Source organism: Burkholderia singularis (assembly GCF_900176645.1).
Lineage (GTDB): Bacteria > Pseudomonadota > Gammaproteobacteria > Burkholderiales > Burkholderiaceae > Burkholderia > Burkholderia singularis.
Genome location: NZ_FXAN01000089.1, coordinates 1 through 23142 on the forward strand (window position 1 = coordinate 1; position 23142 = coordinate 23142).

Below are 23142 nucleotides of genomic sequence, written 5' to 3' on the forward strand. Positions count from 1 at the left end.
GTCACGGCCGGCCCGCGACAGCCCGCCATTGGCCGCCGGCGGCCGCGCCTGCGCACCGCCGTCCTGCTCACGCATCGCGGCATCCCGCGCTTCGCCGTCGGCGGTGCGCGGCTGGACGAGTTCGGCCTCGAGATCGGCGCCCGCGATCGGACCATACGACGCGGCCAGCGTGGTTGCACTCATGCTCGACCTCCCGGTTGATACGCGGGGTGCCAGCGCAGCAACGCGCGCTCGAGCCACTTCGCGAACACGTCGGCGAACTTGCCGAGCGCCGCATACAGCAGGATGCCGACCAGCACCACATCGGTTTGCAAGAATTCGCGCGCGTTCATCGTCATGTAGCCGATGCCCGATTGCGCGGAGATCGTTTCGGCAACGATCAGCATCACCCACATCAGCCCGAGCGCGAAGCGCACGCCGACGAGAATCGACGGCAGCGCCCCCGGCAGGATCACGTCGCGATAGAGCGCGAAACCCTTCACGCCGTAGCTCTTCGCCATCTCGACGAGGCCCGGATCGACCGAGCGGATTCCGTGATACGTGTTGATATAAACCGGGAAGAACACGCCGAGCGCGACGAGAAAAAGTTTCGCCTTCTCGTCGATGCCGAACCACAGGATCACGAGCGGAATCGTCGCAAGCGCGGGAATATTGCGGATCATCTGGATCGTCGAATCGAGTGCGATCTCGGCCGGCTTCGACAATCCGGTCGCCAGCCCGAGCGCGAGCCCGACTCCGCCGCCCATCGCAAAGCCCGCGAGCGCGCGCCACGTGCTGACCTTCACGTTCGCCCACATGTCGCCCGATTCGACGAGCGCCCACGCGGCGCGCACAACGGCGAGCGGCTCGGGCAGCACGCGGTTCGACAGCGCGCCCGAGCGCGCGGCGAATTCCCACACCAGCACCAGCAGCAGCGGCACGAGCCACGGCGCGACCGCGCGTGCTGCTTGGCCGGCGCGGCGCGCCGCGAGGCTCGGCTGCGAACGGAACGAGGATGTCATCTCGATGCCCCCGCGTCAGCTCGCGCTCGCCTTCGGCAAATATTGATTGCCGACGACTTCGCCGAACGGCCCGGATAGCGGCCCCGCGCGACGCGCGGGGCCGTCGCCCTTGACGAGCGGGAACACGAGTTCGGCAAAGCGGTACGACTCCTCCAGGTGAGGATAGCCGGACAGGATGAACGTTTCGATGCCGAGCGACGCGTATTCGCGCATCCGCGCGGCGACCTGCTCGGGATTGCCGACGAGCGCCGTGCCGGCGCCGCCGCGCACGAGACCGACGCCCGCCCACACGTTCGGATACACCTCAAGTTCCTGCCGCGAACCGCGTTTGCCGCCGTGCAGCGCAGCCATCCGGCGCTGCCCCTCGGAATCCATTTTTGAGAATGCCTGCTGCGCGCGGGCGATCGTATCGTCGTCGAGCCGGCTGATCAGGCGCTCCGCATCGCGCCACGCTTCGTCCTCGGTCTCGCGCACGATCACGTGCAGCCGAATCCCGAATTTGATCTGACGGCCGCGCTCGGCTGCGCGCGCGCGAATATCGGCGATCTTCGCTGCGACCGCATCGGGCGGCTCGCCCCAGGTCAGGTACGTATCGACGTGATCGGCCGCGATCTGGTGCGCGGCCGGCGACGAACCGCCGAACCACAGCGGCGGATGCGGACGCTGAACGGGCGGATACAGCAGCTTGCCGCCCTTGGACTGCAAATGCTTGCCGTCGAAATCCACGCTGCCGTTCTCGTGCGATTCGGTAAGCAGCTTGCGCCAGATATGCAGGAAATCGTCGGTTATCGCGTAACGCGTGTCGTGATCGACGAACAGACCGTCGCCTTCGAGTTCGGCCGCGTCGCCGCCCGCCACGACGTTGATCAGAAGACGCCCGTCGGACAAACGGTCGAAAGTCGACGCCATCCGCGCGGAAAGCCCCGGCGACGACAGCCCCGGCCGGATCGCCACGAGGAACTTCAAGCGCTTGGTCTGCGCGATCAGACTCGAGGCGACCACCCACGCATCCTCGCACGAGCGGCCGGTCGGCAGCAGCACGCCGTCGTAGCCGAGCGTGTCGGCCGCAACCGCCACCTGCCGGAAGTAATCGTAGTCCGCCGCGCGCGCGCCTTCGGCCGTGCCGAGATAGCGGCTGTCGCCATGCGTGGGGATGAACCAAAACACATTCATGCAATGCTCCTGCCTGACTGATCGTGCAAAAAAGGTCGATGTCGATGCGGCTGCGCACCGCCGCGTGCCACGCGCGGCGCTGGCGAATGAACGGAGCACTCGCCTCGAGCGGCGCGCTGCATGCGGTACGCACGCAAGCCGGCCCGGCCGACTCCGGGAAATCAGTCTAGGGAGCGCGATATCGTTTAGGAACGATTTTTTTGAGCTTAGGTTTTCCGCTTTCGTGCTTAGCGTGCTGCTGCAACGAATGTCGGCGCATACGCGTCTATATAATGGCGGGCAATGAACAACCCGGCGCGCGCCCGACGGCGCCGCGCCCTTCCGTGGCACTCCTGATGCAGAAAATAATCCTGCCGTTTCTGTCCGGTTTTCTCGCCGCCTTCTTCTTTCGCGAAGCGACTCTCACGCTTCTGCACACTGCCGGCCTCATCGACGCGACCGGTTTCTCGACCGTGCCGTTCGCACCGCTCGGCATTCCTGAATTCGTCGCGAACGCGATCATGAGCGCATGCTGGGCGATCCTGATGGCTTGGCTGCTGCGCATATCGCCCGAACGCTCGGCGCCTTGGGTGCCGTCGCTCGTGTTTGGCGGCGTCGCGCTCACCGCCGCGCGCGTTTTCGCCATCGATCCGCTGCGCGGCATTTGGCCGGCCGGCAACATGCTGCCGCCGCTGGCCGTCGGCTTCGTGACAAACGCGATCTGGGGCTGGGGCGCGCTCGTATTCATGCGCGCCTTCATGTCGGACCGCGACGCCGCATGAGGCGGCCCGGCCGCGATGTGAGCGCGGCGTGAGACCGGCATCGAGCCATCGCGCCGGCGATATCGGCAATCCGGAATGCTCGCGCGTCAATCGCGCAGCGCCTTCAACGGATGCGCATCGGCTGCCCACGGGCTGTCGAACATGTGCGCGACTTCCTGCACCGGCACATCGGCGATCGTCGAATAGCGCCACTTCGGCGCATGGTCCTTGTCGACGATGACCGCGCGCACGCCTTCGATCACGTCGCCGCGCGCAAACGTCGAGCGCGTCAAATCCAGATCACGCCGCAGGCAATCGGCCATCGTCGCGCCGCGCGCGCGCTCGACGACCTCGAGCGACACGGCCATCGACAGCGGCGACAGCGGGCCGCGCATCGCGTCGCGAACGCGATCGACCCACGCGGCGCGCACCGCGCTGTCGCGTTCGCTGTCGAGCGACGCGGCAATCGCGGCGATGTCCGGTTCGGCGAAATGCCGGTCGATCGACGCGTGCGCGGCGCCAAGCGCTGATGTGCCGGGCGCCGGCGCAGGCGTGTGCCGCGCCGCTTCGGCCGCCACGCGCGCCGTCACCGCCGCGCCGTCGTCAAACCACTCGGTGCGCAGCATATCGAGCAACGCGGGCAACGCCGCGTCCGGCAGATACGCATCCGCAAGCCCCGCATACAACGCGCCCGCCGCGTCGAGCGTCGCGCCCGTGACTGCCAGATAACGGCCGAGCGCACCCGGCGTGCGCGCCAGAAACCAGCTCATGCCGACATCGGGAAAAAGCCCGATCCGTGTTTCCGGCATCGCCATCTTCGTCGAATCGGTCACGACGCGCAGCCCGCCCGTGCGCCGCGCGGCCTGCGAGATTCCCATGCCGCCGCCCATCACGACGCCGTGCATCAGCGCGATATACGGCTTCGGATACGTGAAGATCGCATGGTTCAGCGTGTACTCGTCGATGAAGAACGTATCGATCGCCTGCCGGTCGCCGCGCTGGTGCGCATCGTAGAAGAAGCGCACGTCGCCGCCCGCGCAGAACGCGCGCGGATGCGGGCTGTGGATCACGACCGCGAGCACGCCCGGATCGTCGCGCCACGCATCGAGCGCGCGATGCAACGCGCGGATCATTCCAGTCGACAGCGCATTGAGCGCCTGCGGCCGGCGCAGTTCGAGAAAGCCGATGCGGTTCGCCACCTGGGCGCGCACGTCGGCCCCGGACGAATCAAGACAAGAAGCGTTCATATCCGCGCCAGGAAGTACGGGCAAGCGCCGTCAATGCGCCTGCATATTGGAAAAAAGATTGAGCACCGCGACGCCCGAGATGATCAGCGCGAGCCCGATGATCGCGGGCCAGTCCGGCACCTGCCGATAGAGCACGAGCGCGACGAGCGTGATCAGCACGATGCCCGCGCCCGACCAGATCGCATAGACGATGCCGACCGGCATGCTCTTCAACGTCATCGACAAACAATAAAACGCGATGCCGTACCCCATCGCGACGATCAACGTCGGGCCGAGCTTCGTGAAGCCGTCCGCGGCGCGCAACGCCGACGTGCCGATCACCTCGGCGACGATCGCGATCACGAGCCATGCGTAACCGGGCACTCGCATCGCGTCAGGCTTTCGGCAACGCCAATGCGTCGTAGGCATGGCCGAGCTGCGCGCACAACGCCTCGACAACGAGTTCGTGATCGGCGCGCTGCGGCAGCCCCGACACGGTCACCGAGCCGATCACGCCTGCGCTCGCGACAGTCAGCGGAAACGCGCCGCCATGCGACGCATATTCGGTCGCGGGCAGACCATGCTTATCGGCGAGCGTCGTTCCCGCCTGCTGCATGCGCAGGCCGAGTGCGTATGAACTGCGCCGGAAGTGCGCAACGGTATTGCTCTTGCGACGCGTCCAATCGACGTTGTCGGGCGTCGCGCCGTCGAGCGACGCGAAGAACAGCGGCAGGCCGAACGTGCGCACGTCGATGGCGACCGCGTGGCCACGCGCGAGCGCAAGCTCGCGCAAGCGGGCACCGAGCGCCCATGCCTGCGCGGCATCAAATTGCGGGAACACGAGCGCCTTTTCCTGCGCGGCGATCGACTGTAGATCGAGAGCGATATCCATGAATGAAGCGTGCGTGCATCCGTCTGTGGAAACAAAAAATAGAGAGAGCCGACTGCGCGCGCCATCGGCATGCAACGGCAGTGAGAACCGCTCGATTCTAGCTCAGCGTCCGTCGGCAGCCGTCCCCGAACCCCGTGCGCGAAAGAAAATCGTCGAAAAGGAATTGCTTTGCCTCGAAAAGCTCTTTATAATTTTGTTTTTCGTCGGACGCGGGGTGGAGCAGTCTGGCAGCTCGTCGGGCTCATAACCCGAAGGTCGTAGGTTCAAATCCTACCCCCGCAACCATACCGAGTGTTCGTCAAATTCTCGGCCTTTCTTTCGGCCAGTCGAACTTGGTGTGGACATCGGTCGCATCGGCTTTTTCGACCTGATCTCATCATTTCCCTTCCCCTCGCCGCTTTTGCATCTGCGCCATGTGTTGCGGTATTGCTTTGCATGGGCTCGTCTAGCTGAATCCGCACGAAATGTCGCGCAGCAAGCCCGGCAGTTCGGCCACAATCCGCGGTTGATTTTGACTGACAAATCCCCCGAGGCAGCCACACTCGCATGCGCCGCATGCACATGCCGCTGTAATCAATCAAGCCATCGAACGATCTCAGCCACGGTGTCGAAGCCCCACCGATACGGAGCAGCAACGTAAAGGCCACCTCCACCGCCGATAAGCGCGGATTCGTCACCAAGCGCAATCCAGTTCCCAGGTGCCAGGTCAAACCTGGCCGTCTCCAGAATAATAAGTCAAGATCATATCCACAATTCATCAATTCCAAGCAAAATAAATAAAAATCAATCATCAAAAACCAACAAAAAAATCACAAAAAAGCAAAACAAAAATCGACCCATCAAATTTAAATTCAAGAAAATAAAATTTTTTCCACAACTCAATTTTTTTCCTGCCTCCCCACTCCTACAATATCGACAAGCCCAAATCAAATTGATCCAAAGGAAATATGCTGACCCCGCTTCCCGATATAACCAAATTACTAGATTAACAAAATGCCAGGAAAAAGAATTCTCACCATTCAATATTCGCAAAGCGGCCAATTAACCGAAGTTGCGAATAATTTCATGCAACCACTCGAATCAGCCAGCGAAATTACGATTCGCAACCTAATATTAAAGCCTATTCCCGCTTATTCGTTTCCGTGGTCACTCTGGCAATTTCTGAATATTCTTCCTGAAACAGTCAGGCTCGTTCCTCCAGCGCTCGAGCCATTCGAACTCGACCACGAAAAGCCGTTCGATTTGATCGTTCTGTTTTATCAGGTCTGGTATCTCAGTCCTTCGCCACCGGTCACGGCATTTCTGAAAAGCGACGAGGGTCGGCGCTTATTAAAGGGACGCCCTGTCGTCACCGTCGTTGTCTGCCGAAATATGTGGCTCACTGCGCAGCAGACGGTGAAGCGGCTTCTGCAAGAAGCCGGCGCGCACCTGCGCGACAACGTCGCACTGACCGATCGGGCGCCGACATGGAAAACTTTGATCACCACTCCACGTTGGATGATGACAGGCAAACGCGGCCCGTGGCTGGGGCTGCCGCGAGCGGGCGTATCGCTTGCCGACGCCACCGGTGCCACACGCTTCGGCGATGCCATCAAACTTGCGTTGAAAAACGGCGACCTCGAGCGTCATACGAAGCCAATGCTGAGCGGACTCGGCGCCGTTACCGTCAACCCCTCGATCATCCTGAGCGAGCGCATCGCCTATCGGGGATTTCGCGTCTGGTCGGCCGCTATCATGCGAGCCGGAACAATCGGCCCTTGGGCAAGACACGCCATGCTGTTCGCTTTCGCGATCTGGCTCGTCGTCGCCATTCTATTCATTCTTCCTGTCTCTTCTTTCGTGCGTCAGATAATCCGCCTGTTCATGCGAGGTCGCCTCGACAGCATGCAACGCTACTACGAGCAGCCCTCTGGATCGAGTCGTCACCTTAACCAATCGAGGTAAACAATGAGTCTCCGTCCCGCCTATATCACCCGCGTCTCCAGTTTTATGCCTGGCAACCCCATCGATAACGACCATATCGAAAAAGTACTCGGATACATCGGAGGTCAGCCGTCCCGTGCCCGCCCGATCATTCTGCGCAACAACGGCATCAAACAGCGCCATTATGTGTTGGATGCCGAAAGCGGCCTGCCGCAATACAGCAACGCCGATATCACCGTCAAAGCGATCAAAGGCTTATGTGACGATCGATTTTCCATCGATGAAATCGAATGCCTGTCGACCGGCACCACACTGCCCGACCAGCTCATGCCCAATCACGGAGTAATGGTTCATGGCCAGCTCGGCATGCCGGCATGCGAGGTAGTCGCGACTTCCGGCATTTGCGTCGCCGGCATGACGGCTTTGAAGTATGGCTATTTATCCGTCACGTCAGGCAACACGTGCAATGCTGTCACGGCCGCATCCGAAGTGCTATCCGTGCACTTGCACGCACGCAACTTCGAAAAGGAAAACGAAACGCTGCTCGACGAACTGCACCGGCGCCCCGAAATCGCATTCGAGAAAGAATTCCTGCGCTGGATGCTGTCCGATGGCGCGGGCGCGGTTCTGATCGAAAATCAGCCGCGCAAAAATTCGCTGTCGCTGAAAATCGATTGGATCGACATATTCTCGTACGCGCACGTATTGCCCACGTGCATGTATGCTGGCGCGGAGAAAAACGACGAAGGAAATATGGTCGGCTGGCGGAATTTCTCGCCTGAAGAGCAAGCATCGCGCTCCATTTTCGCAATCAAGCAGGATGTCCGATTGCTCAATGAAAACGTTGTTTCACACACGCTGAGCAAACCGCTGCGGACAGTCATCGCGAAGCGAGGCTTGTTCGCCAAAAACATCGATTGGTTCCTGCCCCACATGTCATCCGAATATTTCCGCAAGCCTATTTTCCAGGCACTCGATGAAATCGGCCTCCCTATTCCTGAAAAAAACTGGTTCACGAATCTCACGACCAAAGGAAATACTGGCGCCGCCTCTATTTACATCATGTTGGACGATTTACTCAAACGAGGAAATCTTGCCTCAGGCCAGCGAATCTTGTGCTTCGTACCGGAAAGCGGACGTTTCTCGAGTGCGTTTATGCATCTGACCGTGACTGAAGAATAGGATCATCTCCACACTCATCCAAACCGGCCTTTTAATTTTTCTTGCCAATAAAGGAAATGGAAAAATGGACGGCATTGCGCAAAAAGTCAAAAATGTCACTGCCAAGCAACTGGGCCTCGACGCAGCAGATATTAAACTCACCGACTCTTTCATTCACGACTTGGGTGCCGACTCCCTCGATCGGGTGGAACTGTTCATGACGCTTGAGGAGGAGCTTGGCATTTCGATTCCCAATAGTGAGGCGGATAAACTCGAAACGCCGCAACAGGTCGTTGATTACATACGAGCCGTGACAAGCCGTGAATAACCTAAGCAGATAAGCACCTAGGCAGATAAGCGAAGCGCAGCTCGACACCGATTCGTTCAGAAAATGACGCGGCGCCCAGTGGATTGACCGGCATCGGAGAACTCAAGTTGAGAACTGCAACGTGTTCGGGTTGAAATTTCGCTTCCCGGAATGCCTTGTATCAAATCGATTCAGAAAAGACACACGGTCCAGAAATAGACTCAGAGAAAGCAATTTCGGGCGGCGCGCAATCGAGCCGCTTGCCCGAAATCACGCGCATCGCCCCTTCGAAGCGCGCGGCAGAATCTATCGCATCGTTTGCGCGAGCGCGCCCAGCACCCCGTCGTTGTCCGCGCCCAGCGCCGGGCTCGGGCCATGTGTCGCGCACGCATTGTCGAAAAAGATCGGCAGGTTGAATGCCGGCTTGCCGCCGTCATCCAATACCATGCCGCGTGCGCGCAACTGCGCGTTGTCCAGCGCCTCGCCGAGCGTCAGAACCGGCGTCACGCACGCGTCGGCCGCCTCGAGCAGTTCGACCCACGCATCGCGCGGCCTCGTCAAGAACAGCAGCGTGAGCAGCCAGCGCAGCGGCGCGAGCATGCGGCGCGCATCGCGCGGATCGGTTGTTGTCTTGCCGAACGGCTGCAGCTTCGCGCGAGCGGCGGCCTGTGGATCGTCGGGCGCAGCGCCCGGCGCGCCGGCCGGCCGCGGCGCAAGCTTGCGCGCGACAACGCGGTTCACCCACCCCGGCAGCGCCGGCGCGATGCCCGTGAGCAACGCGCGGAAAAATTTCGGCTCCAGCGCGCCGATCGCGAGATGGCGCCCGTCGCGGCATCGGTAGATCGCATAGTTCGGCAGCGCGCCCGTGAAAACGTCGCAGCCACGCGGCAACGCCGCGCCGTGCTGACGCAATGCGGCCAGCGCCATCACTTGCAGCGCGGCGGAACCATCGGCCATCCCGACATCGACGAACGAACCCACACCCGACGCACGCGCACCGAACAGCGCCGCCAGGATGCCGATCGCGCACGTCAGCGAACCGCCGGCAAGATCGGCGATCTGCAGGTTCGACATCGCCGGCGGGCCGCCGTGCGCGCCGATCTGGTCGAGCACGCCGGCGATCGCCAGATAGTTCACGTCATGGCCCGCCCGATCGCGGTAAGGCCCTGTCTGGCCATATCCGGTCAGCGCCGCATAGACGAGGCGGGGGTTGATCCGCTTCAACGTGTCGTAGCCGCAGCCGAGCTTGTCCATCACCCCCGGGCGGAACGATTCGAGCACGACGTCCGCCTCGGCAACCAGCGCCTTGAAACGCGCGACGTCGTCGGACTGCCGCAGATCGAGCGTGATCGAGCGCTTGCCGCGATTCACCTGCTCGAAAAGCTCGGCCGACGCGCGCGCGTAGTCGCCGCCGGGCGCCTCGATCTTGATCACGTCCGCGCCGAGTTGCGCCAGATAAAGCGAACAGAACGGTCCGGGCAGCAAGCGCGACAAATCGAGCACGCGCACGCCGCGCAGCAGCGGATTGGCGGGGCAAGTCTCCATCGTCGGATGGGAATCGGCGTTCGGCGGCGTGCTCAAAGCAGCGATTTCGTATCGAACAAGGTTTCGATCTGCTGAGCCAGCATGACGTCTCCCGACAGTTTCAACTTGCCGCTCATCACGGCCATCGTGCTGTCGAGCTTGCCGCTCAGCAGATCGACCAGATCGTCGTCGGACAGCCGCAGCGTCAAATCTGCGTCGTCGGCCTGTCCTTCGACGGCCGAGCATTGGCCGTCGCGGATGCGCAGATACGTCGGCTGCGAAATGTCGAACTGGATCGTCTTATTGACGTGGTCGCCGCCGCGGTAGAGGGTCGGCAGTTGCTGAAGCGCGTCGACTGCATTCATGGTGTCTCCTGAAGGGTGATGACACGCCGATAGGCGGGCGCGCAAATGCGCAAGCGCGCCCGGGTCGCGATCAATCGGCGAAAACGGCTCCGCGCTCGGCCATATCGAGCAGCGACGCCGGCGGCGCGAAGCGCTCGCCATAACGCTGCGCGAGCGCCTGCGCCCGCGCGACGAACGCCTTCACGCCGTAAGCGTTGATGTATTGCAGCACGCCGCCGTGCTGCGGACAGAAGCCGAGCGCGAACACGCTGCCGATGTTCGCGTCGGCCACCTTCGTGACGATCTGCTCGTCGAACGCGCGCACGGCCTCGAGCGCCTGCGCGAACAGCACCCGCTCGGCGATTTCGTGCTCGTCGAGCGGCGCTTGCGGCGCGAAATGCCGGCCGAGTTCGGGCCATACGCGCTTGCCGCCGGCGCCGTAGTCGTAAATGCCGCGGCCGTCCTTCTTGCCGGTACGCCCAAGCTCAACCAGCGTGCGCAGCGTGTCTTCCGCGCCGCTTGGCTGGTACGCGTCGCCAAGATCCTTCTGGGTTTGGGTCATGATCGCGAGCGGCAGCGTCAGGCTCACTTCATCGAGCACGGTGAGCGGGCCGACCGGCATGCCGGCCTTGACCGCGGCCATGTCGACGCGCCGCGGGTTTTGGCCCTCGGCGACGAGACGCGCGCCCTCGGCGATATAGCGCGAGAACACGCGCGACGTATAAAAGCCGCGCCCGTCGTTGACGACGATCGGCGTCTTGCCGATCTGCAACACGAAGTCGAACGCGCGCGCGATCGTCTCCGGCGACGTCTTCGCGCCGCGGATGATCTCGACGAGCGGCATCTTGTCGACCGGCGAGAAGAAGTGGATGCCGACGAACCGCTCGGCGCGGCTCGACGCCTCGGCGAGCCCGGTGATCGGCAGCGTCGACGTGTTGGACGCGAACACGCCGTCCGGCGCCATCACCGCCTCGGCCTCCTGCGTCACGCGCGCCTTGAGGTCGCGGTCCTCGAACACGGCTTCGATGATCAAGTCGCAGCCCGCCAGATCGGCCGCATCGGCGCTCGGATGGATGCGCGCGAGCAGCGCCTCCTTCTTCTGCGGCGTGCTGCGCCGCCTCGCAATCGCCTTGTCGAGCAATTGCGCTGAATAGTCGCGGCCCTTTTCGGCGGCTTCCTTCGACACGTCCTTGAGCACCACGTCGATGCCTGCCTTCGCCGCGGCATACGCGATGCCGGCCCCCATCATGCCCGCGCCGAGCACGCCCAGCTTGCCGACGCGCGACGCCGGCACGCCGGCCGGCCGCGACGCGCCCTTCTTCAGCGCATTGAGCTGATACCAGAACGTCCCGATCATGTTCCGGCAAACCTGCGACGTTGCCGCATGCGCGAAATAGCGGCTTTCGACACGCAGCCCGCTGTCGATATCGAGCAGACAGCCTTCGAATACGCACGACAGGATATCGGTGGCGGCCGGATACAGGCGCTGGGTTTTCGCGCTCGCGATCGCCGGGGCGATCGAGAACACCTGCACGACGCCCGGATGCTTCGAATCCCCGCCCGGAATGCGGAAATCCTTGCGGTCCCAAGGCTGAACCGGCTTGGGATTCGCCCGCGCCCAGGCTTTCGCGCTCGCCAGAAGTTCGTCGCGGTTGGCCGCGAGCGCATCGATCAGCCCTTCGGCGAGCGCTTTTTCCGCACGCAGCGTCGTGCCTTCGAGCAGCAACGGCAGTGCGCGCTGAATGCCGATCATGCGCGGCAGACGCTGCGTGCCGCCGCCGCCCGGCAACAGGCCGAGCTTGACCTCAGGCAAGCCGACCTGCAGCTTCGCATCGTCGATTGCAATCCGGTGGTGGCACGCGAGCGCAAGCTCGTAGCCTCCGCCGAGCGCGGTGCCGTTGAGCGCGGCCACGACCGGCTTGCCGCTTTTCTCGATGCGGCGCAGCAGCGCCTTGTAATCGTCGGCCAGTTGCATCGCTTGTTGCGGCATGTCGATCGCGTACAGCCGGTCGATATCCGCGCCGGCAATGAAATCCGCCTTGCCCGAGGTGATGACCGCGCCGTTGACCGCCTGATCGGCTTCGATACGCGCGAGCACCGCTTCGAACGCCCCGGCGAACGCGTCGTCGAGCACGTTCATGCTGCGGCCCGGCAAGTCGATCGTGACGGTCAGGATGCCGTCGTGGTCCAGCTCGGTATGAATGGCATGCGTCGTCATGGCTCAAACCCGTTCGATGATGGTGGCGATACCCATGCCCGCGCCGACGCAAAGCGTGACGAGCGCGGTCGATTGATCGGTGCGCTCGAGCTCGTCGAGCGCGGTGCCAAGCAGCATGCAGCCGGTCGCGCCGAGCGGATGGCCCATCGCAATCGCGCCGCCGTTGACGTTGACGCGCTCGAGCCCGATGCCGAGTTCGTGGGCGGTGCGCATCGGCACCGCGGCGAATGCCTCGTTGACCTCGACGAGGTCGATATCGCCCGCGTTCATGCCGGCCTTGGCAAGCGCCTTGCGGCAAGCCGGCGTCGTGCCCGTCAGCATGATGGTCGGGTCGGAGCCGATCACGGCCGTCGCGCGGATTCGCGCGCGCGGCTTCAACCCCTGCTGTACGCCGGCGTCACGGCTGCCGATCAGCATCAGCGCGGCGCCGTCGACGATGCCCGACGAGTTGCCGGCGTGATGCACGTGATCGACGGCTTCCAGTTCGGTGTACTTGCGCAGCGCGGTCGCATCGAACCCCATCTGGCCGATCATCGCGAACGACGGCTCGAGCGCGCCCAGCTTCTCGAGCGACGTATCTGGGCGGATCGTCTCGTCGCGCTCGAGCACCGCCACGCCGTTGACGTCGCGCACCGGTACGAGCGAGCGCGCGAAGCGCCCTTCGCGGCGCGCGGCATCGGCGCGCTGGTGCGAGCGCAGCGCGAATGCGTCGACATCCTGCCGGCTGTAGCCCATCTGCGTCGCGATCACGTCCGCGCCGATGCCCTGCGGAACGAACTGCAGCGCATCGTTGACACGCGGGTCCATGTACCACGCGCCGCCGTCCGAGCCCATCGTCCAGCGCGACATGCTCTCGACACCGCCCGCGACGACGAGATCCTCCTGCCCCGACATGACCTTCATCGCGGCCAGATTCACGGATTCGAGCCCGGACGCGCAGAAGCGGTTCTGCGTGACGCCCGCGATGCGCTCGTCCCACCCCGCGTACAGCACCGATACGCGCGCGAGATTCGAGCCCTGCTCGCCGATCGGGGTGACCACGCCCAGCACGACGTCATCGACCCGGCTCGTGTCGAGCCGGTTGCGCTCGCGCAGCGCATCGTAGAGATTCTTCAGCAGATGGATCGGTGTGATCTGATGCAGGCTGCCGTCCTTCTTGCCCTTGCCGCGCGGCGTGCGCACGGCGTCATAGATGAATGCGTCTGTCATGGGTCCGTTCCGCAGGAGTGGACGAGGGGAATCGCTTCAGCGCTGGCATCCCGCATGTCCGGCATGCCAGGCGCCGGCCGCGCTACATGAACCGCGCGACCAGCTCGCGCATGATTTCGTTGGTGCCGCCGTAGATGCGTTGCGCGCGCGTATCCGCATAGATGCGCGCGATCGGGTATTCGAGCATGTAGCCGTAGCCGCCGTGCAATTGCAGGCACTGGTCGGTCACGCGGCTTTGCATCTCGGTGATCCAGAATTTCGCGGCAGCCGCCGCATCCGGCGCCAGCGCGTTCTTCAGCACAAGCTCCAGGCACCGGTCGACGAATACCCTGCCGATCGCGATCTCGGCACGCATCTCGGCGAGCTTGAAGCGGGTGTTTTGATAAGCGGCGACCGGCTTGCCGAACACATTGCGCTGATCCGTATAATCCTTCGCGAGCCGCCAACTCGTCTCGGCCGCGGCCTGCGACGTGATCGCAATGATCATCCGCTCCCACGCAAGCTCCTTCATCAGCATGATGAAGCCCTGCCCTTCGACGCTGCCGAGCAGATTCGAGCGCGGCACGCGCACGTCCGAGAAGAACAGCTCGGCCGTATCCTGCCCCTTCATGCCGATCTTCTCGAGCGGCCGGCCTTTGGTGAAGCCCGGGCGATCCGCCTCGACGAGAATCAATGAGATATCTTGCGAGCCCTTTCCGCTGCCGCCCGTCTTCGCGACGACGATCACGAGATCGCTCAGATAACCGTTCGTGATGAAGATCTTGCTGCCGTTGATCACGTAGTCGTCGCCGTCGGCGACGGCGGCGGTCTTGACCGCCTGCAGATCCGACCCCGTACCGGGCTCGGTCATCGCGATCGCGCTGATGACTTCGCCGCTGGCGAGCTTGGGCAGCCAGTGGCGTTTCTGCTCGTCGGTGCCGAAATTGAGGATATACGGCGCGCAAATGTCCGAATGCAGCGCGAAGCCGAGGCTGCTGTCGCACGCATACGCGGCCTCCTCGATCAGGATCGTCGAATACAGGCGGTCGCCGCCTGCGCCGCCGTATTCCTCGGGAATCGCCGTGCACAGAAAACCGAGTTCGCCCGCGCGCTTCCAGATATCGCGATCGACATGCTGCTGCGCTTCCCAGCGCTTGCGATTCGGCGTGACCTCCTGCTCGAGAAAGCGTCGGAACTGCCGGCGGAACTCTTCGTGCTCGGGGCCAAACAGGGTGCGAGGAATCATGAAAACGTCTCCGAGGGAAATCGACCGGCACTTGCCGCTACGCGTGGATCACACGCATCCGGCACTCACCCATATGTGTAATTTATTTACACTTAAATAAATTTCATTAAAATCAAATTGGCGAATGCATCGTATATTTCGGGGAAAATCCCCGTCAATATTCAAATACAAGGGTAAACGCGAATTGATATCTAAAATGTAATTTCATTACACATTAGACTCAACCAATCCTGAAAACGATGGGTGAAACACCGACGAAACGCAGGCCGACGGTCGAGGCTCGCATCGAAGAGGCCACCATGCGGCTCGCCACGCACAAATCGCCCGACGAGATTTCCTTCGTCGAAGTCGCGGCGCAAGCGCATTGCTCACTGCAAACGCTGTACCGGTATTACGGCAGCATGGAGGATCTGTGGCTCGCCTGTGCCGGGCGCGTGCTCAAGCATCTCGGCGACCGGATCATCGATCACCTGCAGGCGATTGAAAGCTACAAGGACCGGATGAGAAAGGTGTTCTGGCTCATGCTCGATTTCTTCGAGCGCCATGACAATTTCATCAAGCTGTTCATGGAAACCGTGCATTTCCAGCGCTGGATGAACGACATTTCATTCAAGCAGCCCGAGGTGAGCCGGGTCGTGCTCGACATGATCGCCGAAGGGCAGGCAAGCGGCATCCTGACGAACGAAGTCGACAAGGTCGCCATCCTCGATTTCATCTACGGCGTCGTGTTCCGTTTCGTTCAAATGCATCAAATCCGCCGCATCAAGCAATCGAATGCGCAACGATCGAATGCACTGTTTGAAATGCTGTGGCGGGCAATCGCGAATCCTCATCCGCACCCTCATCCCCCGCGCGAGGGAAAGAGCGAACGCGGCTAGCGCGGCTGGCGCGACAAACCCGGCGTTTCAAACGGCCCGGCACGCGCCGTCGCATCAAGGCCCGCTCTATTGTCGGACGCGCGGCGCTTCGTCCGGCAGCCGGCACGACTTACCGGTTTGCATCGGCAGCGGCCGCCGCGAACCGTCATGCACCGCCGCCAAGCAGCGAACATCCCGCGAACCGCGCGCAAACACCCGGCAAACCCGGCGAAAGTCCGGTGCCTGCCGCCATCACAGCCGCCGCGCGCCCGGCGGCGCCGGCGCGGCGCGCATACGCAGCCGCCACTCCCGGCCTGCGCGGCGTTCGAGAATGCCGCCTGCCGGTGATACACTCGCATCACTCTTTGCGAACCCGTTTCTATGAAATTCTGCTCCGTTTGCGGCCACGAAGTGATCGCGCGCATCCCGCCTGGAGACAATCGCGAGCGCTTCGTCTGCGACCATTGCGGCACGATCCATTATCAGAACCCGCGCAACGTCGTCGGCACGATCCCCGTCTGGGGCGATCAGGTGCTGCTGTGCCGCCGCGCGATCGAGCCGCGCTACGGATACTGGACGCTGCCCGCGGGCTTCATGGAAATGGGCGAGACGACGGCCGAAGCCGCCGCGCGCGAAACGCTGGAGGAAGCGGGTGCGCGCGTCGAGGTGCAAAACCTGTTTTCGCTGCTGAACGTGCCGCACGTTCATCAGGTGCATCTGTTCTACCTTGCGCGGCTTGTCGATCCGGCGTTCGAGGCGGGCGAGGAAAGCCTCGAGGTGCGTCTTTTCGACGAGGCCGACATTCCGTGGGACGACATCGCGTTTCCGACTGTCAGCCAAACGCTGCGCTTTTTCTTCGCCGATCGCGAAGCCGGCGATTACGGCATCCATACCGGCGATATCTTCCGTTCGCTGCGCAACGGCTAGGCGCGCGCATGGTCCCCTGGCTCGGCCCCGGCGATCCGTTTCCGAGCGTCGAGCACGCGCTCGGCGCGGCGAGCGGCGCGCCCGGCCTGCTCGCGGCGAGCGCCGATCTGCCGCCGGCGCGCCTCGTCGACGCGTACCGCCACGGCATCTTCCCGTGGTACTCGGACGGGCAGCCGGTGCTGTGGTGGAGCCCCGATCCGAGAATGATTCTCGCGCCGGCCGAGTTCCGGGTTTCGGCCACGTTCAGAAAAACGCTCAAGCGCGTGCTGCGCGATCCGCGCTGGGAAATCCGCGTCGATCACGATTTTGCCGGCGTGATGCGCGCCTGCGCGCAAGCGCCGCGCCGCGGACAGCAAGGCACATGGATCACGCCGGAGATCGTCGACGCGTATTCGTCGCTGCACCGTGCGGGCGATGCACACAGCATCGAAACCTGGCTCGACGGCGAACGGGTGGGCGGTCTCTATGGCGTATCGTTCGGCCGGATGTTCTTCGGCGAATCGATGTACGCGAATGTCGCCGACGCGTCGAAAATTGCGCTCGCCGCGCTCGTCGCGCATCTACTCGATCATAAAGTGGAAATGATAGACTGCCAGCAAAACACGTCGCATCTGGCATCGCTCGGCGGTCGCGAAATCACGCGCCGCGCGTTTGTCGCGCATGTGCGCCGTGCGGCGGCGCAACCCGCGATTCCGTGGCGATTCGACAAGACCGCCATCGCCAGCTTGCTCGGCCGCCGCATGGCGGCGACGGGTGCCGCCGGCCGTTAGCTTCGCATGACACGAGACATTGAGAGCCGCCCATGACTCATCCCACTGAGCTGCCGCTTTCACCCCTTTCGGCGCTGCAATTTTATGCAACCGCCCCCTACCCGTGCAGCTATCTGGACGGCCGGATCGCGCGCTCGCAAGTGGCCACGCCGAGCCACCTGATCAATTCGGACATCTACACCGAACTCGTGAAAGCAGGCTTCCGGCGCTCCGGCGTGTTCACGTACCGGCCCTATTGCGACGGTTGCCGCGCATGCGTGCCGGTGCGCGTGCCGACCGACGCGTTCACGCCGAACCGCACGCAGCGGCGCACGTGGAAACGCCATCGGACACTCGTCGCGACGGTTTCCCCGCTGCATTACGACGAGGAGCACTACGCGCTCTACATGCGCTACCAGTCGGCCCGCCACGCGGGCGGCGGAATGGATCGCGACAGCCGCGACCAATACGAACAGTTTCTGCTGCAAAGCCGGATCAATTCGCGGCTCGTCGAATTTCGCGATCACGAACCGCCGGCGAGCGACGTGGGCAGGCTGCGCATGGTCAGCATGATCGACATCCTCGGCGACGGGCTGTCGTCGGTCTATACGTTCTTCGATCCGGACGACGTCCACGCGAGCTACGGCACCTACAACATTCTCTGGCAAATCGAGCAGGCCAAGAGCCTGCGTCTGCCATACGTCTATCTGGGCTACTGGATCGGGGAAAGTCAGAAAATGGCGTACAAGGCCAACTTCCATCCGCTGGAGGGTCTCGTCGACGGCCGCTGGAAAGTGCTCGATCCGGCGCACGTCGATCTGCCCCCCGTCGACGCCGCGCTCGCGCGTGCGCCGCTGCCGGGCGGCCATTCCGGCACGCGCTGACGCCCGCCGCCTGAACCGCCCGGATGAGGCCGTCCCGCCGCGCGGCGGGCGCGGCAGCGCATCTCGGCTAAAATAACGGGTTGTCAATTTTTCGGCTGCTGCCTTCCGTCCCGTGTTCAGCTCCCTTTATCCACTCGCGCGCGCGTCCCTCTTCAAGATGGATGCGGAAGACGCTCACCATCTGACGCTGCGCATGCTCGGCGTCGCCGGCCGCTCCGGTCTCGCCTGCGCGCTCGCCGCGCGCGTGCCCGATGCGCCCCGCACGGTAATGGGGCTGACGTTCCGCAATCCGGTCGGCCTCGCGGCCGGCCTCGACAAGGACGGCGCGTGCATCGACGGGCTCGCCGCGCTCGGCTTCGGCTTCATCGAGGTGGGCACGGTCACGCCGCGGGCGCAGCCCGGCAATCCGCGCCCGCGCATGTTCCGGCTGCCCGACGCGGGGGCGCTGATCAACCGGATGGGTTTCAACAACGGCGGCGTCGAGCAGTTCGTCAGGAACGTGCAGGCGGCCCGCTACCGGGGTGTGCTGGGCCTGAACATCGGCAAGAACGCCGATACGCCGATCGAGCGCGCGGCGGACGATTACTTGTATTGCCTCGAGCGCGTCTATCCGTTCGCGAGCTACGTGACGATCAACATCTCGTCGCCAAACACCAAGAACCTGCGCCAGTTGCAAGGCGCGAACGAACTCGATTCGCTGCTCGCCGCCCTCAAGGACAAGCAGCAGCGCCTGGCCGACCTGCACGGCAAGCACGTGCCGCTCGCGCTGAAGATCGCGCCCGATCTCGACGACGAGCAGGTCAAGGAAATCGCTTCGATGCTGCTGCGCCACCGCATCGAAGCAGTCATCGCGACCAATACGACGCTGTCGCGCGAAGCGGTCAAGGGGCTGCCGTACGCGGACGAGGCAGGCGGGCTGTCCGGCAGGCCGGTGCTCGACGCGTCGAACGCGGTGATCCGCAAGCTGCGCGCGGAACTGGGCGACGCGATCCCGATCATCGGCGTCGGCGGCATCTTCTCGGGCGACGATGCGCGTGCGAAACTCGCCGCGGGCGCGTCGCTCGTGCAGCTCTACACGGGCTTCATCTACCGCGGTCCGGCGCTCGTCGCCGAATGCGCAAAGGCGCTCGCCCACCATCACGCCCGTTGATATAGAAATAAACAAACTATATTTAGCTATCGATTGCTATTTAGCTATCATCCCGGTCCCGATACCCGTGCCTTACCCGAGGCGGAGGAAACAACACGATGAAATTCGCATTGCTGAAGAAACTCATGGCTGCCGGCCTGATCGGCGCGTCGCTCATCGGCGCGACTGCACACGCGGCCGACTTGCTGGATGAGGTCAAACAACGCGGCACGCTGCGCATCGGCCTCGAAGGCACGTTCCCGCCGTTCAACTCGAAGAGCGCGCAAGGCGATCTCGTCGGCTTCGACGTCGATATCGCAAAGGCCATCGCGGCGAAGCTCGGCGTGAAGCCCGAGTTCGTGACCACCGAATGGAGCGGCATCATCGCCGGCCTGCAGGCCGGCAAGTTCGACGTGATCGTCAACCAGGTCGGCATCACCGACAAGCGCCGCGAAACGCTCGACTTCTCCCCGGCCTACACGTACTCGAACGCGCAACTCATCCAGCGCAAGGACGATACCCGCGAGTTCAAGTCGCTCGATGCGCTCAAGGGCAAGAAGCTCGGCGTCGCGCTCGGCACGAACTATATGGACATGGCCAAGTCGATACCGGGCATCGACGTGAAGACCTATCCGGGCGCGCCCGAGTATCTGCGCGATCTGGCCGCCGGGCGTCTCGACGCGGCGCTCAACGACCGCCTGATGCTCGCGTACCTGATGAAGAACTCGCAGTTGCCGCTGCGCCCGGGCGCGAACGTCGGCTCGGCCAACCCGTCGGGCATTCCTTTCAAGAAGGGCAATCCGAAGTTCGCCAAGGCGATCGCCGATGCGATGACGCAGCTCGAAGCCGATGGCACGTTCACGAAGATCTCGGACAAGTGGTTCGGCATCGACGTGACGAAACCCGCCAAGTAACCGGTCAACGCCTCGTCCGGCCAAGCGCGCGGCTTGCCGCGCGCAGCCTGCGGCAAACCAGGGCGGCACGTATGACGATGCCGCCCTTTGCATTGCGCGTCCGGTTTATGATTGCGCTTTCGCGCAAGCCTCGCCACGCTTCACATGTCGACCACTTCCCTCCTCGTCCAATCGCTTCCGGTCCTGCTGCAGGGCGCGCTGTTGACCGTCAAGTTCGCCGCGCTCTCGATGGTGGTCGGCCTCGCCGGCGGTGTCGTGCTCGCCCTGATGGGCATCGGCGGCAACGCGTTCGTTGCCGGCCTCGCGCGCGCCTACGTCAGCGTGATGCGCGGCACGCCCCTGCTCGTGCAGATTTTCGTCATTTATTACGGACTGCCAAGCCTGGGCTTGTCGCTCGATCCGACACCCGCCGGCGTGATCGCGCTGTCCGCGAACGTTGCCGCGTATCTGTCCGAAAGCATGCGCGGTGCGATCAACGGCATCGATAAGGGGCAATGGCTCGCCGCCTACAGCCTCGGGCTGTCGTGGCGGCAGACGCTGCGCCACGTGATCGGGCCGCAGGCGCTGCGCATTGCGGTGCCGAGCCTGTCGAACAGCCTCATCAGCCTGATCAAGGACACCTCGCTCGTCTCGGTGATCACGGTCACCGAACTGCTGCGCAGCGCGCAGGAGATCATCGCCTCGACCTATCAGCCGCTGCCGCTCTATCTCGCCGCGGCGGCCGTCTATTGGGTGCTGTGCCAGCTCCTCGAATGGGCGCAGCGCTGGTACGAGCGACGGCTCGCGCTGCCGGGCCGGCATTGAGCGCGCCCAGGCCGGCGCGATGCCGGCCCGCGCGCGGCGAGCGGCGTCAGTCCATCGGATAGCGCACGCCGAGCGCCGCGCGCGCCGCATCGGTCATCGCGATCATCCGGCGGGAATGATCGTGCGTCATCACCGGGCTTTCGAGCGCCCCCGCGCGCAGCAGCTCGCAGAAATGCGCGGCTTCGTAATTGAGGCCGCCGCCGTCGAACGGCTCGTCAAGCTCGACGACGCGGCCGTCCGCATAACGGATCGTCGCCCGCGCCGGATTCCACCAGTTCTCGTGAATGGTTACGGTGCCGCCGCTGGCGGCAAGCAAAGCGTCGCCGCGCCCCATCACGTCGAGTCCGCAAAAGAGCTGCGATATGCCGCGCTCGTGCCGTGCGTTGACGCTCGCGAACACGTCGACGCCGGTTGCGCCGACACGGCCGAACGTCTGCATATCGAGCATGGCGCCAAGCCAGTCGACCGCCAGGAACATTTCGTAGATGCCGATATCGAGCAGCGCGCCGCCCGCCTGCTCCGCGCGATAGACGGGATGCCCGGCGGGCACCGTCGACGATGCGCAGCCGGCGCGCACGAGCGCGATGCCGCCGATCGGGTCGCTGGCCAGATGCGCGCGCAATTTCCGGTATAGCGGATAAAACGCCGGCTTCATCGCCTCCATGAACAGACGCTGCGAGGAGCGCGCGGCGGCGAGCACCGTTTCGAGTTCCCGTGCATTGACGGTCGCGGGCTTCTCGCACAACACCGCCTTGCCGGCGTCGAGCGCCGCGCGCGCGTAGTACGCATGGCTGTCGTTGAGCGTCGCGATATAGACAGCGTCGATATCGGAAGCAAGCAGCGCGTCGAAGCTGCCGACGCATGCGCCTCCGTGTTCACGGCAAAATTCGGCGGCCGCGTCGGCGCGGCGCGCCCAGACGTGCGCAAGCGCGGCGGCGCGCACATGCGCAAGCCCTTGAGCAAACCTGCGCGCGATGCTGCCCGCGCCGACAATGCCGAAACGAATCGGCGCCGGAGGATGTTCGGTCATCGATGAGGATTCCGTGTCGCTGAACGAGCCGGCGTAAAGCAAAAAGCCGGGCCGGCCGCCATGATAAACGGCCGGCATGCGCCACGGCGATACACCGACGCGATCAGCCCCGTTCGGGCAGCTCCACCGCGAAGTCGCGCATCTCCTCCACCGTGTAGCCGATCAGATCGAGCGCGGCGGCTTCCGCCTCGCGTGCATCGCGCCGCTCGATCGCCTCGACCACCCGCGCGTGCGACTTGAACGCGAGCGCGCGAATGCCCTCGCGCTGGCTCATCCGGCGATTCACGAGCCGCAGCGCGCCGCGAATGATCGCTGCCATCTGCTGGAAAAACTGATTGCCGCTCGCATGCACGATCCGCGTATGCAGCAGCTCATCAGCCTCGTCATAGGCCGACGAACCCGGCTCGGCAAGCTTGAACAGCTCGAAAGCCTCGCGAATGCCTACGATCTCCGCCGTGCTCGCGCGCATCGCCGCCTGTGCGGTCGCACGCGGCTCGATCAGCGTGCGGAACTCGATGACGTCGCGCATGAACTGCGGGTCCGGTTTTGCGCGGAAACGCCAGTTCACCACGTCCTCGTCGATCATCCGCCAATCGTGCATCGGCCGCACGCGCGTACCGACCTTCGGCCGCACATCCAGCATGTCGCGCGCAAGCAACATCGACAGCGCCTCGCGCATCACCGTGCGGCTGACGTCGAAGTCCTTCGACAGCACATCCTGCGGCGGCAATATGCCGCCATACTTGTCCTCGACGATTCCCGCGACAAGCCCATCCATCACTTTGCTGACCAGTGACCGGTCTTTTCCCTGCTCCATGAGACCTCCCCGAACATTACCTGTATTGGCACAATGCCCTCGCAGTCTCGCCGGCCCTTGATCGAAACGACTCTCAACTTCTGCTCTT

23 protein-coding genes, 1 tRNA gene and 1 pseudogene are annotated in these 23142 nt (G+C 63.6%); 12 read left to right on the plus strand and 13 right to left on the minus strand.

Annotated features, from left to right (window positions below; all coding sequences use genetic code 11):
- From BSIN_RS19470 to ssuD, 3 genes and pseudogenes are all read right to left on the minus strand, one after another.
- A pseudogene (locus BSIN_RS19470) lies at nt 1-183 on the minus strand (ATP-binding cassette domain-containing protein); the annotation flags it as partial.
- Nucleotides 180-1001, minus strand: coding sequence for an aliphatic sulfonate ABC transporter permease SsuC (gene ssuC / locus BSIN_RS19475; RefSeq protein WP_089341669.1), 822 nt, complete (start codon nt 999-1001; stop codon nt 180-182). The gene ssuC and the pseudogene BSIN_RS19470, both read right to left, overlap by 4 nt.
- Before the next feature lie 15 nt (nt 1002-1016).
- Nucleotides 1017-2174 (minus strand): FMNH2-dependent alkanesulfonate monooxygenase, encoded by a 1158-nt coding sequence (ssuD, locus tag BSIN_RS19480; RefSeq protein WP_059518405.1) that lies wholly within the window; start codon nt 2172-2174, stop codon nt 1017-1019.
- Between the two features lie 335 nt (nt 2175-2509).
- Between ssuD and BSIN_RS19485 the strand changes: the two genes are divergently transcribed.
- The gene (locus BSIN_RS19485) at nt 2510-2935 is read left to right on the plus strand and encodes a hypothetical protein (RefSeq protein WP_059570379.1); all 426 of its coding nucleotides are present in this window, start codon (nt 2510-2512) and stop codon (nt 2933-2935) included.
- An 86-nt stretch (nt 2936-3021) separates the two neighbouring features.
- On the opposite strand, the gene BSIN_RS19490 is transcribed toward BSIN_RS19485, so the two are convergent.
- From BSIN_RS19490 to BSIN_RS19500, 3 genes are read right to left on the minus strand one after another with little or no spacing between them, the layout of a single operon-like run.
- Entirely contained in the window at nt 3022-4161 is a 1140-nt protein-coding gene (locus BSIN_RS19490) for an enoyl-CoA hydratase/isomerase family protein (RefSeq protein WP_089341670.1), read from the minus strand.
- Nucleotides 4162-4191: 30 nt separating this feature from the next.
- Nucleotides 4192-4530, minus strand: a complete 339-nt coding sequence (locus BSIN_RS19495; RefSeq protein WP_059518408.1) for a DMT family transporter — start codon at nt 4528-4530, stop codon at nt 4192-4194.
- A gap of 4 nt (nt 4531-4534) precedes the next feature.
- Entirely contained in the window at nt 4535-5032 is a 498-nt protein-coding gene (locus tag BSIN_RS19500; protein ID WP_059518409.1) for a heme-degrading domain-containing protein, read from the minus strand.
- A 208-nt stretch (nt 5033-5240) separates the two neighbouring features.
- Between BSIN_RS19500 and BSIN_RS19505 the strand changes: the two genes are divergently transcribed.
- From BSIN_RS19505 to acpP, 4 genes are all read left to right on the plus strand, one after another.
- A tRNA-Met gene (locus BSIN_RS19505) sits at nt 5241-5317 on the plus strand.
- A 780-nt stretch (nt 5318-6097) separates the two neighbouring features.
- Nucleotides 6098-6976, plus strand: coding sequence for a dialkylrecorsinol condensing enzyme (locus BSIN_RS19510; protein WP_305883048.1), 879 nt, complete (start codon nt 6098-6100; stop codon nt 6974-6976).
- 3 nt (nt 6977-6979) lie between these two features.
- Nucleotides 6980-8137, plus strand: a complete 1158-nt coding sequence (locus tag BSIN_RS19515; RefSeq protein WP_089341672.1) for a beta-ketoacyl-ACP synthase III — start codon at nt 6980-6982, stop codon at nt 8135-8137.
- Between the two features lie 64 nt (nt 8138-8201).
- On the plus strand, nt 8202-8444 hold the full coding sequence (gene acpP / locus BSIN_RS19520; RefSeq protein WP_089341673.1) for an acyl carrier protein: 243 nt from the start codon (nt 8202-8204) through the stop codon (nt 8442-8444).
- A gap of 285 nt (nt 8445-8729) precedes the next feature.
- Here acpP and BSIN_RS19525 read toward each other — a convergent pair whose 3' ends face one another.
- The 5 genes from BSIN_RS19525 to BSIN_RS19545 all read right to left on the minus strand — a co-directional run bounded on the left by BSIN_RS19525 (nt 8730) and on the right by BSIN_RS19545 (nt 14943).
- Nucleotides 8730-10004 (minus strand): CaiB/BaiF CoA transferase family protein, encoded by a 1275-nt coding sequence (locus BSIN_RS19525; protein ID WP_256583887.1) that lies wholly within the window; start codon nt 10002-10004, stop codon nt 8730-8732.
- Complete coding sequence (locus tag BSIN_RS19530) at nt 10001-10312, minus strand: SCP2 sterol-binding domain-containing protein (RefSeq protein ID WP_089341674.1); 312 nt, start codon at nt 10310-10312, stop codon at nt 10001-10003. The genes BSIN_RS19525 and BSIN_RS19530 overlap by 4 nt, the downstream gene beginning before the upstream one ends.
- A gap of 70 nt (nt 10313-10382) precedes the next feature.
- Nucleotides 10383-12509, minus strand: coding sequence for a 3-hydroxyacyl-CoA dehydrogenase NAD-binding domain-containing protein (locus BSIN_RS26120; RefSeq protein WP_089341675.1), 2127 nt, complete (start codon nt 12507-12509; stop codon nt 10383-10385).
- 3 nt (nt 12510-12512) lie between these two features.
- The gene (locus tag BSIN_RS26125) at nt 12513-13718 is read right to left on the minus strand and encodes an acetyl-CoA C-acetyltransferase (RefSeq protein ID WP_089341676.1); all 1206 of its coding nucleotides are present in this window, start codon (nt 13716-13718) and stop codon (nt 12513-12515) included.
- 82 nt (nt 13719-13800) lie between these two features.
- Nucleotides 13801-14943 carry an acyl-CoA dehydrogenase family protein gene (locus tag BSIN_RS19545; protein WP_089341677.1) on the minus strand — a complete coding sequence of 381 codons (1143 nt, stop codon included), beginning with the start codon at nt 14941-14943 and terminating at the stop codon, nt 13801-13803.
- Nucleotides 14944-15182: 239 nt separating this feature from the next.
- Here BSIN_RS19545 and BSIN_RS19550 point away from each other — a divergent pair, with 239 nt between their 5' ends.
- The 7 genes from BSIN_RS19550 (at nt 15183) to BSIN_RS19580 (ending at nt 21207) form a co-directional block, all read left to right on the plus strand.
- The gene (locus tag BSIN_RS19550; protein ID WP_089341678.1) at nt 15183-15821 is read left to right on the plus strand and encodes a TetR/AcrR family transcriptional regulator; all 639 of its coding nucleotides are present in this window, start codon (nt 15183-15185) and stop codon (nt 15819-15821) included.
- A gap of 360 nt (nt 15822-16181) precedes the next feature.
- Nucleotides 16182-16727, plus strand: coding sequence for an NUDIX hydrolase (locus tag BSIN_RS19555; RefSeq protein ID WP_059518427.1), 546 nt, complete (start codon nt 16182-16184; stop codon nt 16725-16727).
- Between the two features lie 8 nt (nt 16728-16735).
- Nucleotides 16736-17497, plus strand: coding sequence for a leucyl/phenylalanyl-tRNA--protein transferase (aat, locus tag BSIN_RS19560; RefSeq protein WP_089341679.1), 762 nt, complete (start codon nt 16736-16738; stop codon nt 17495-17497).
- Between the two features lie 32 nt (nt 17498-17529).
- On the plus strand, nt 17530-18360 hold the full coding sequence (locus BSIN_RS19565) for an arginyltransferase (RefSeq protein WP_059518431.1): 831 nt from the start codon (nt 17530-17532) through the stop codon (nt 18358-18360).
- 112 nt (nt 18361-18472) lie between these two features.
- Nucleotides 18473-19510: a quinone-dependent dihydroorotate dehydrogenase gene (locus tag BSIN_RS19570; RefSeq protein ID WP_089341680.1), complete on the plus strand. Its 1038-nt coding sequence runs from the start codon at nt 18473-18475 to the stop codon at nt 19508-19510.
- 98 nt (nt 19511-19608) lie between these two features.
- Entirely contained in the window at nt 19609-20403 is a 795-nt protein-coding gene (locus tag BSIN_RS19575) for a cystine ABC transporter substrate-binding protein (protein WP_089341681.1), read from the plus strand.
- A gap of 144 nt (nt 20404-20547) precedes the next feature.
- The gene (locus tag BSIN_RS19580; RefSeq protein WP_059518437.1) at nt 20548-21207 is read left to right on the plus strand and encodes an amino acid ABC transporter permease; all 660 of its coding nucleotides are present in this window, start codon (nt 20548-20550) and stop codon (nt 21205-21207) included.
- Between the two features lie 46 nt (nt 21208-21253).
- On the opposite strand, the gene BSIN_RS19585 is transcribed toward BSIN_RS19580, so the two are convergent.
- Nucleotides 21254-22237 carry a Gfo/Idh/MocA family protein gene (locus BSIN_RS19585; RefSeq protein ID WP_089341685.1) on the minus strand — a complete coding sequence of 328 codons (984 nt, stop codon included), beginning with the start codon at nt 22235-22237 and terminating at the stop codon, nt 21254-21256.
- Between the two features lie 103 nt (nt 22238-22340).
- On the minus strand, nt 22341-23054 hold the full coding sequence (locus BSIN_RS19590; protein ID WP_059518439.1) for a FadR/GntR family transcriptional regulator: 714 nt from the start codon (nt 23052-23054) through the stop codon (nt 22341-22343).
- Nucleotides 23055-23142 lie beyond the last annotated feature (88 nt).

Excerpts from the sequence above, each read along its gene's own strand:
- BSIN_RS19515 (WP_089341672.1), top strand. The coding sequence starts at position 6,980 with ATGAGTCTCCGTCCCGCCTATATCACCCGCGTCTCCAGTTTTATGCCT.
- BSIN_RS19510 (WP_305883048.1), top strand. The coding sequence starts at position 6,098 with ATGCAACCACTCGAATCAGCCAGCGAAATTACGATTCGCAACCTAATA.
- BSIN_RS19550 (WP_089341678.1), top strand. The coding sequence starts at position 15,183 with ATGGGTGAAACACCGACGAAACGCAGGCCGACGGTCGAGGCTCGCATC.
- BSIN_RS19490 (WP_089341670.1), bottom strand. The coding sequence starts at position 4,161 with ATGAACGCTTCTTGTCTTGATTCGTCCGGGGCCGACGTGCGCGCCCAG.
- acpP (WP_089341673.1), top strand. The coding sequence starts at position 8,202 with ATGGACGGCATTGCGCAAAAAGTCAAAAATGTCACTGCCAAGCAACTG.
- aat (WP_089341679.1), top strand. The coding sequence starts at position 16,736 with ATGGTCCCCTGGCTCGGCCCCGGCGATCCGTTTCCGAGCGTCGAGCAC.
- BSIN_RS19500 (WP_059518409.1), bottom strand. The coding sequence starts at position 5,032 with ATGGATATCGCTCTCGATCTACAGTCGATCGCCGCGCAGGAAAAGGCG.
- BSIN_RS19580 (WP_059518437.1), top strand. The coding sequence starts at position 20,548 with ATGTCGACCACTTCCCTCCTCGTCCAATCGCTTCCGGTCCTGCTGCAG.
- BSIN_RS19530 (WP_089341674.1), bottom strand. The coding sequence starts at position 10,312 with ATGAATGCAGTCGACGCGCTTCAGCAACTGCCGACCCTCTACCGCGGC.
- ssuD (WP_059518405.1), bottom strand. The coding sequence starts at position 2,174 with ATGAATGTGTTTTGGTTCATCCCCACGCATGGCGACAGCCGCTATCTC.
- BSIN_RS26125 (WP_089341676.1), bottom strand. The coding sequence starts at position 13,718 with ATGACAGACGCATTCATCTATGACGCCGTGCGCACGCCGCGCGGCAAG.
- BSIN_RS19545 (WP_089341677.1), bottom strand. The coding sequence starts at position 14,943 with ATGATTCCTCGCACCCTGTTTGGCCCCGAGCACGAAGAGTTCCGCCGG.
- BSIN_RS19555 (WP_059518427.1), top strand. The coding sequence starts at position 16,182 with ATGAAATTCTGCTCCGTTTGCGGCCACGAAGTGATCGCGCGCATCCCG.
- BSIN_RS26120 (WP_089341675.1), bottom strand. The coding sequence starts at position 12,509 with ATGACGACGCATGCCATTCATACCGAGCTGGACCACGACGGCATCCTG.
- BSIN_RS19590 (WP_059518439.1), bottom strand. The coding sequence starts at position 23,054 with ATGGAGCAGGGAAAAGACCGGTCACTGGTCAGCAAAGTGATGGATGGG.
- BSIN_RS19495 (WP_059518408.1), bottom strand. The coding sequence starts at position 4,530 with ATGCGAGTGCCCGGTTACGCATGGCTCGTGATCGCGATCGTCGCCGAG.
- BSIN_RS19585 (WP_089341685.1), bottom strand. The coding sequence starts at position 22,237 with ATGACCGAACATCCTCCGGCGCCGATTCGTTTCGGCATTGTCGGCGCG.
- ssuC (WP_089341669.1), bottom strand. The coding sequence starts at position 1,001 with ATGACATCCTCGTTCCGTTCGCAGCCGAGCCTCGCGGCGCGCCGCGCC.
- BSIN_RS19565 (WP_059518431.1), top strand. The coding sequence starts at position 17,530 with ATGACTCATCCCACTGAGCTGCCGCTTTCACCCCTTTCGGCGCTGCAA.
- BSIN_RS19575 (WP_089341681.1), top strand. The coding sequence starts at position 19,609 with ATGAAATTCGCATTGCTGAAGAAACTCATGGCTGCCGGCCTGATCGGC.
- BSIN_RS19485 (WP_059570379.1), top strand. The coding sequence starts at position 2,510 with ATGCAGAAAATAATCCTGCCGTTTCTGTCCGGTTTTCTCGCCGCCTTC.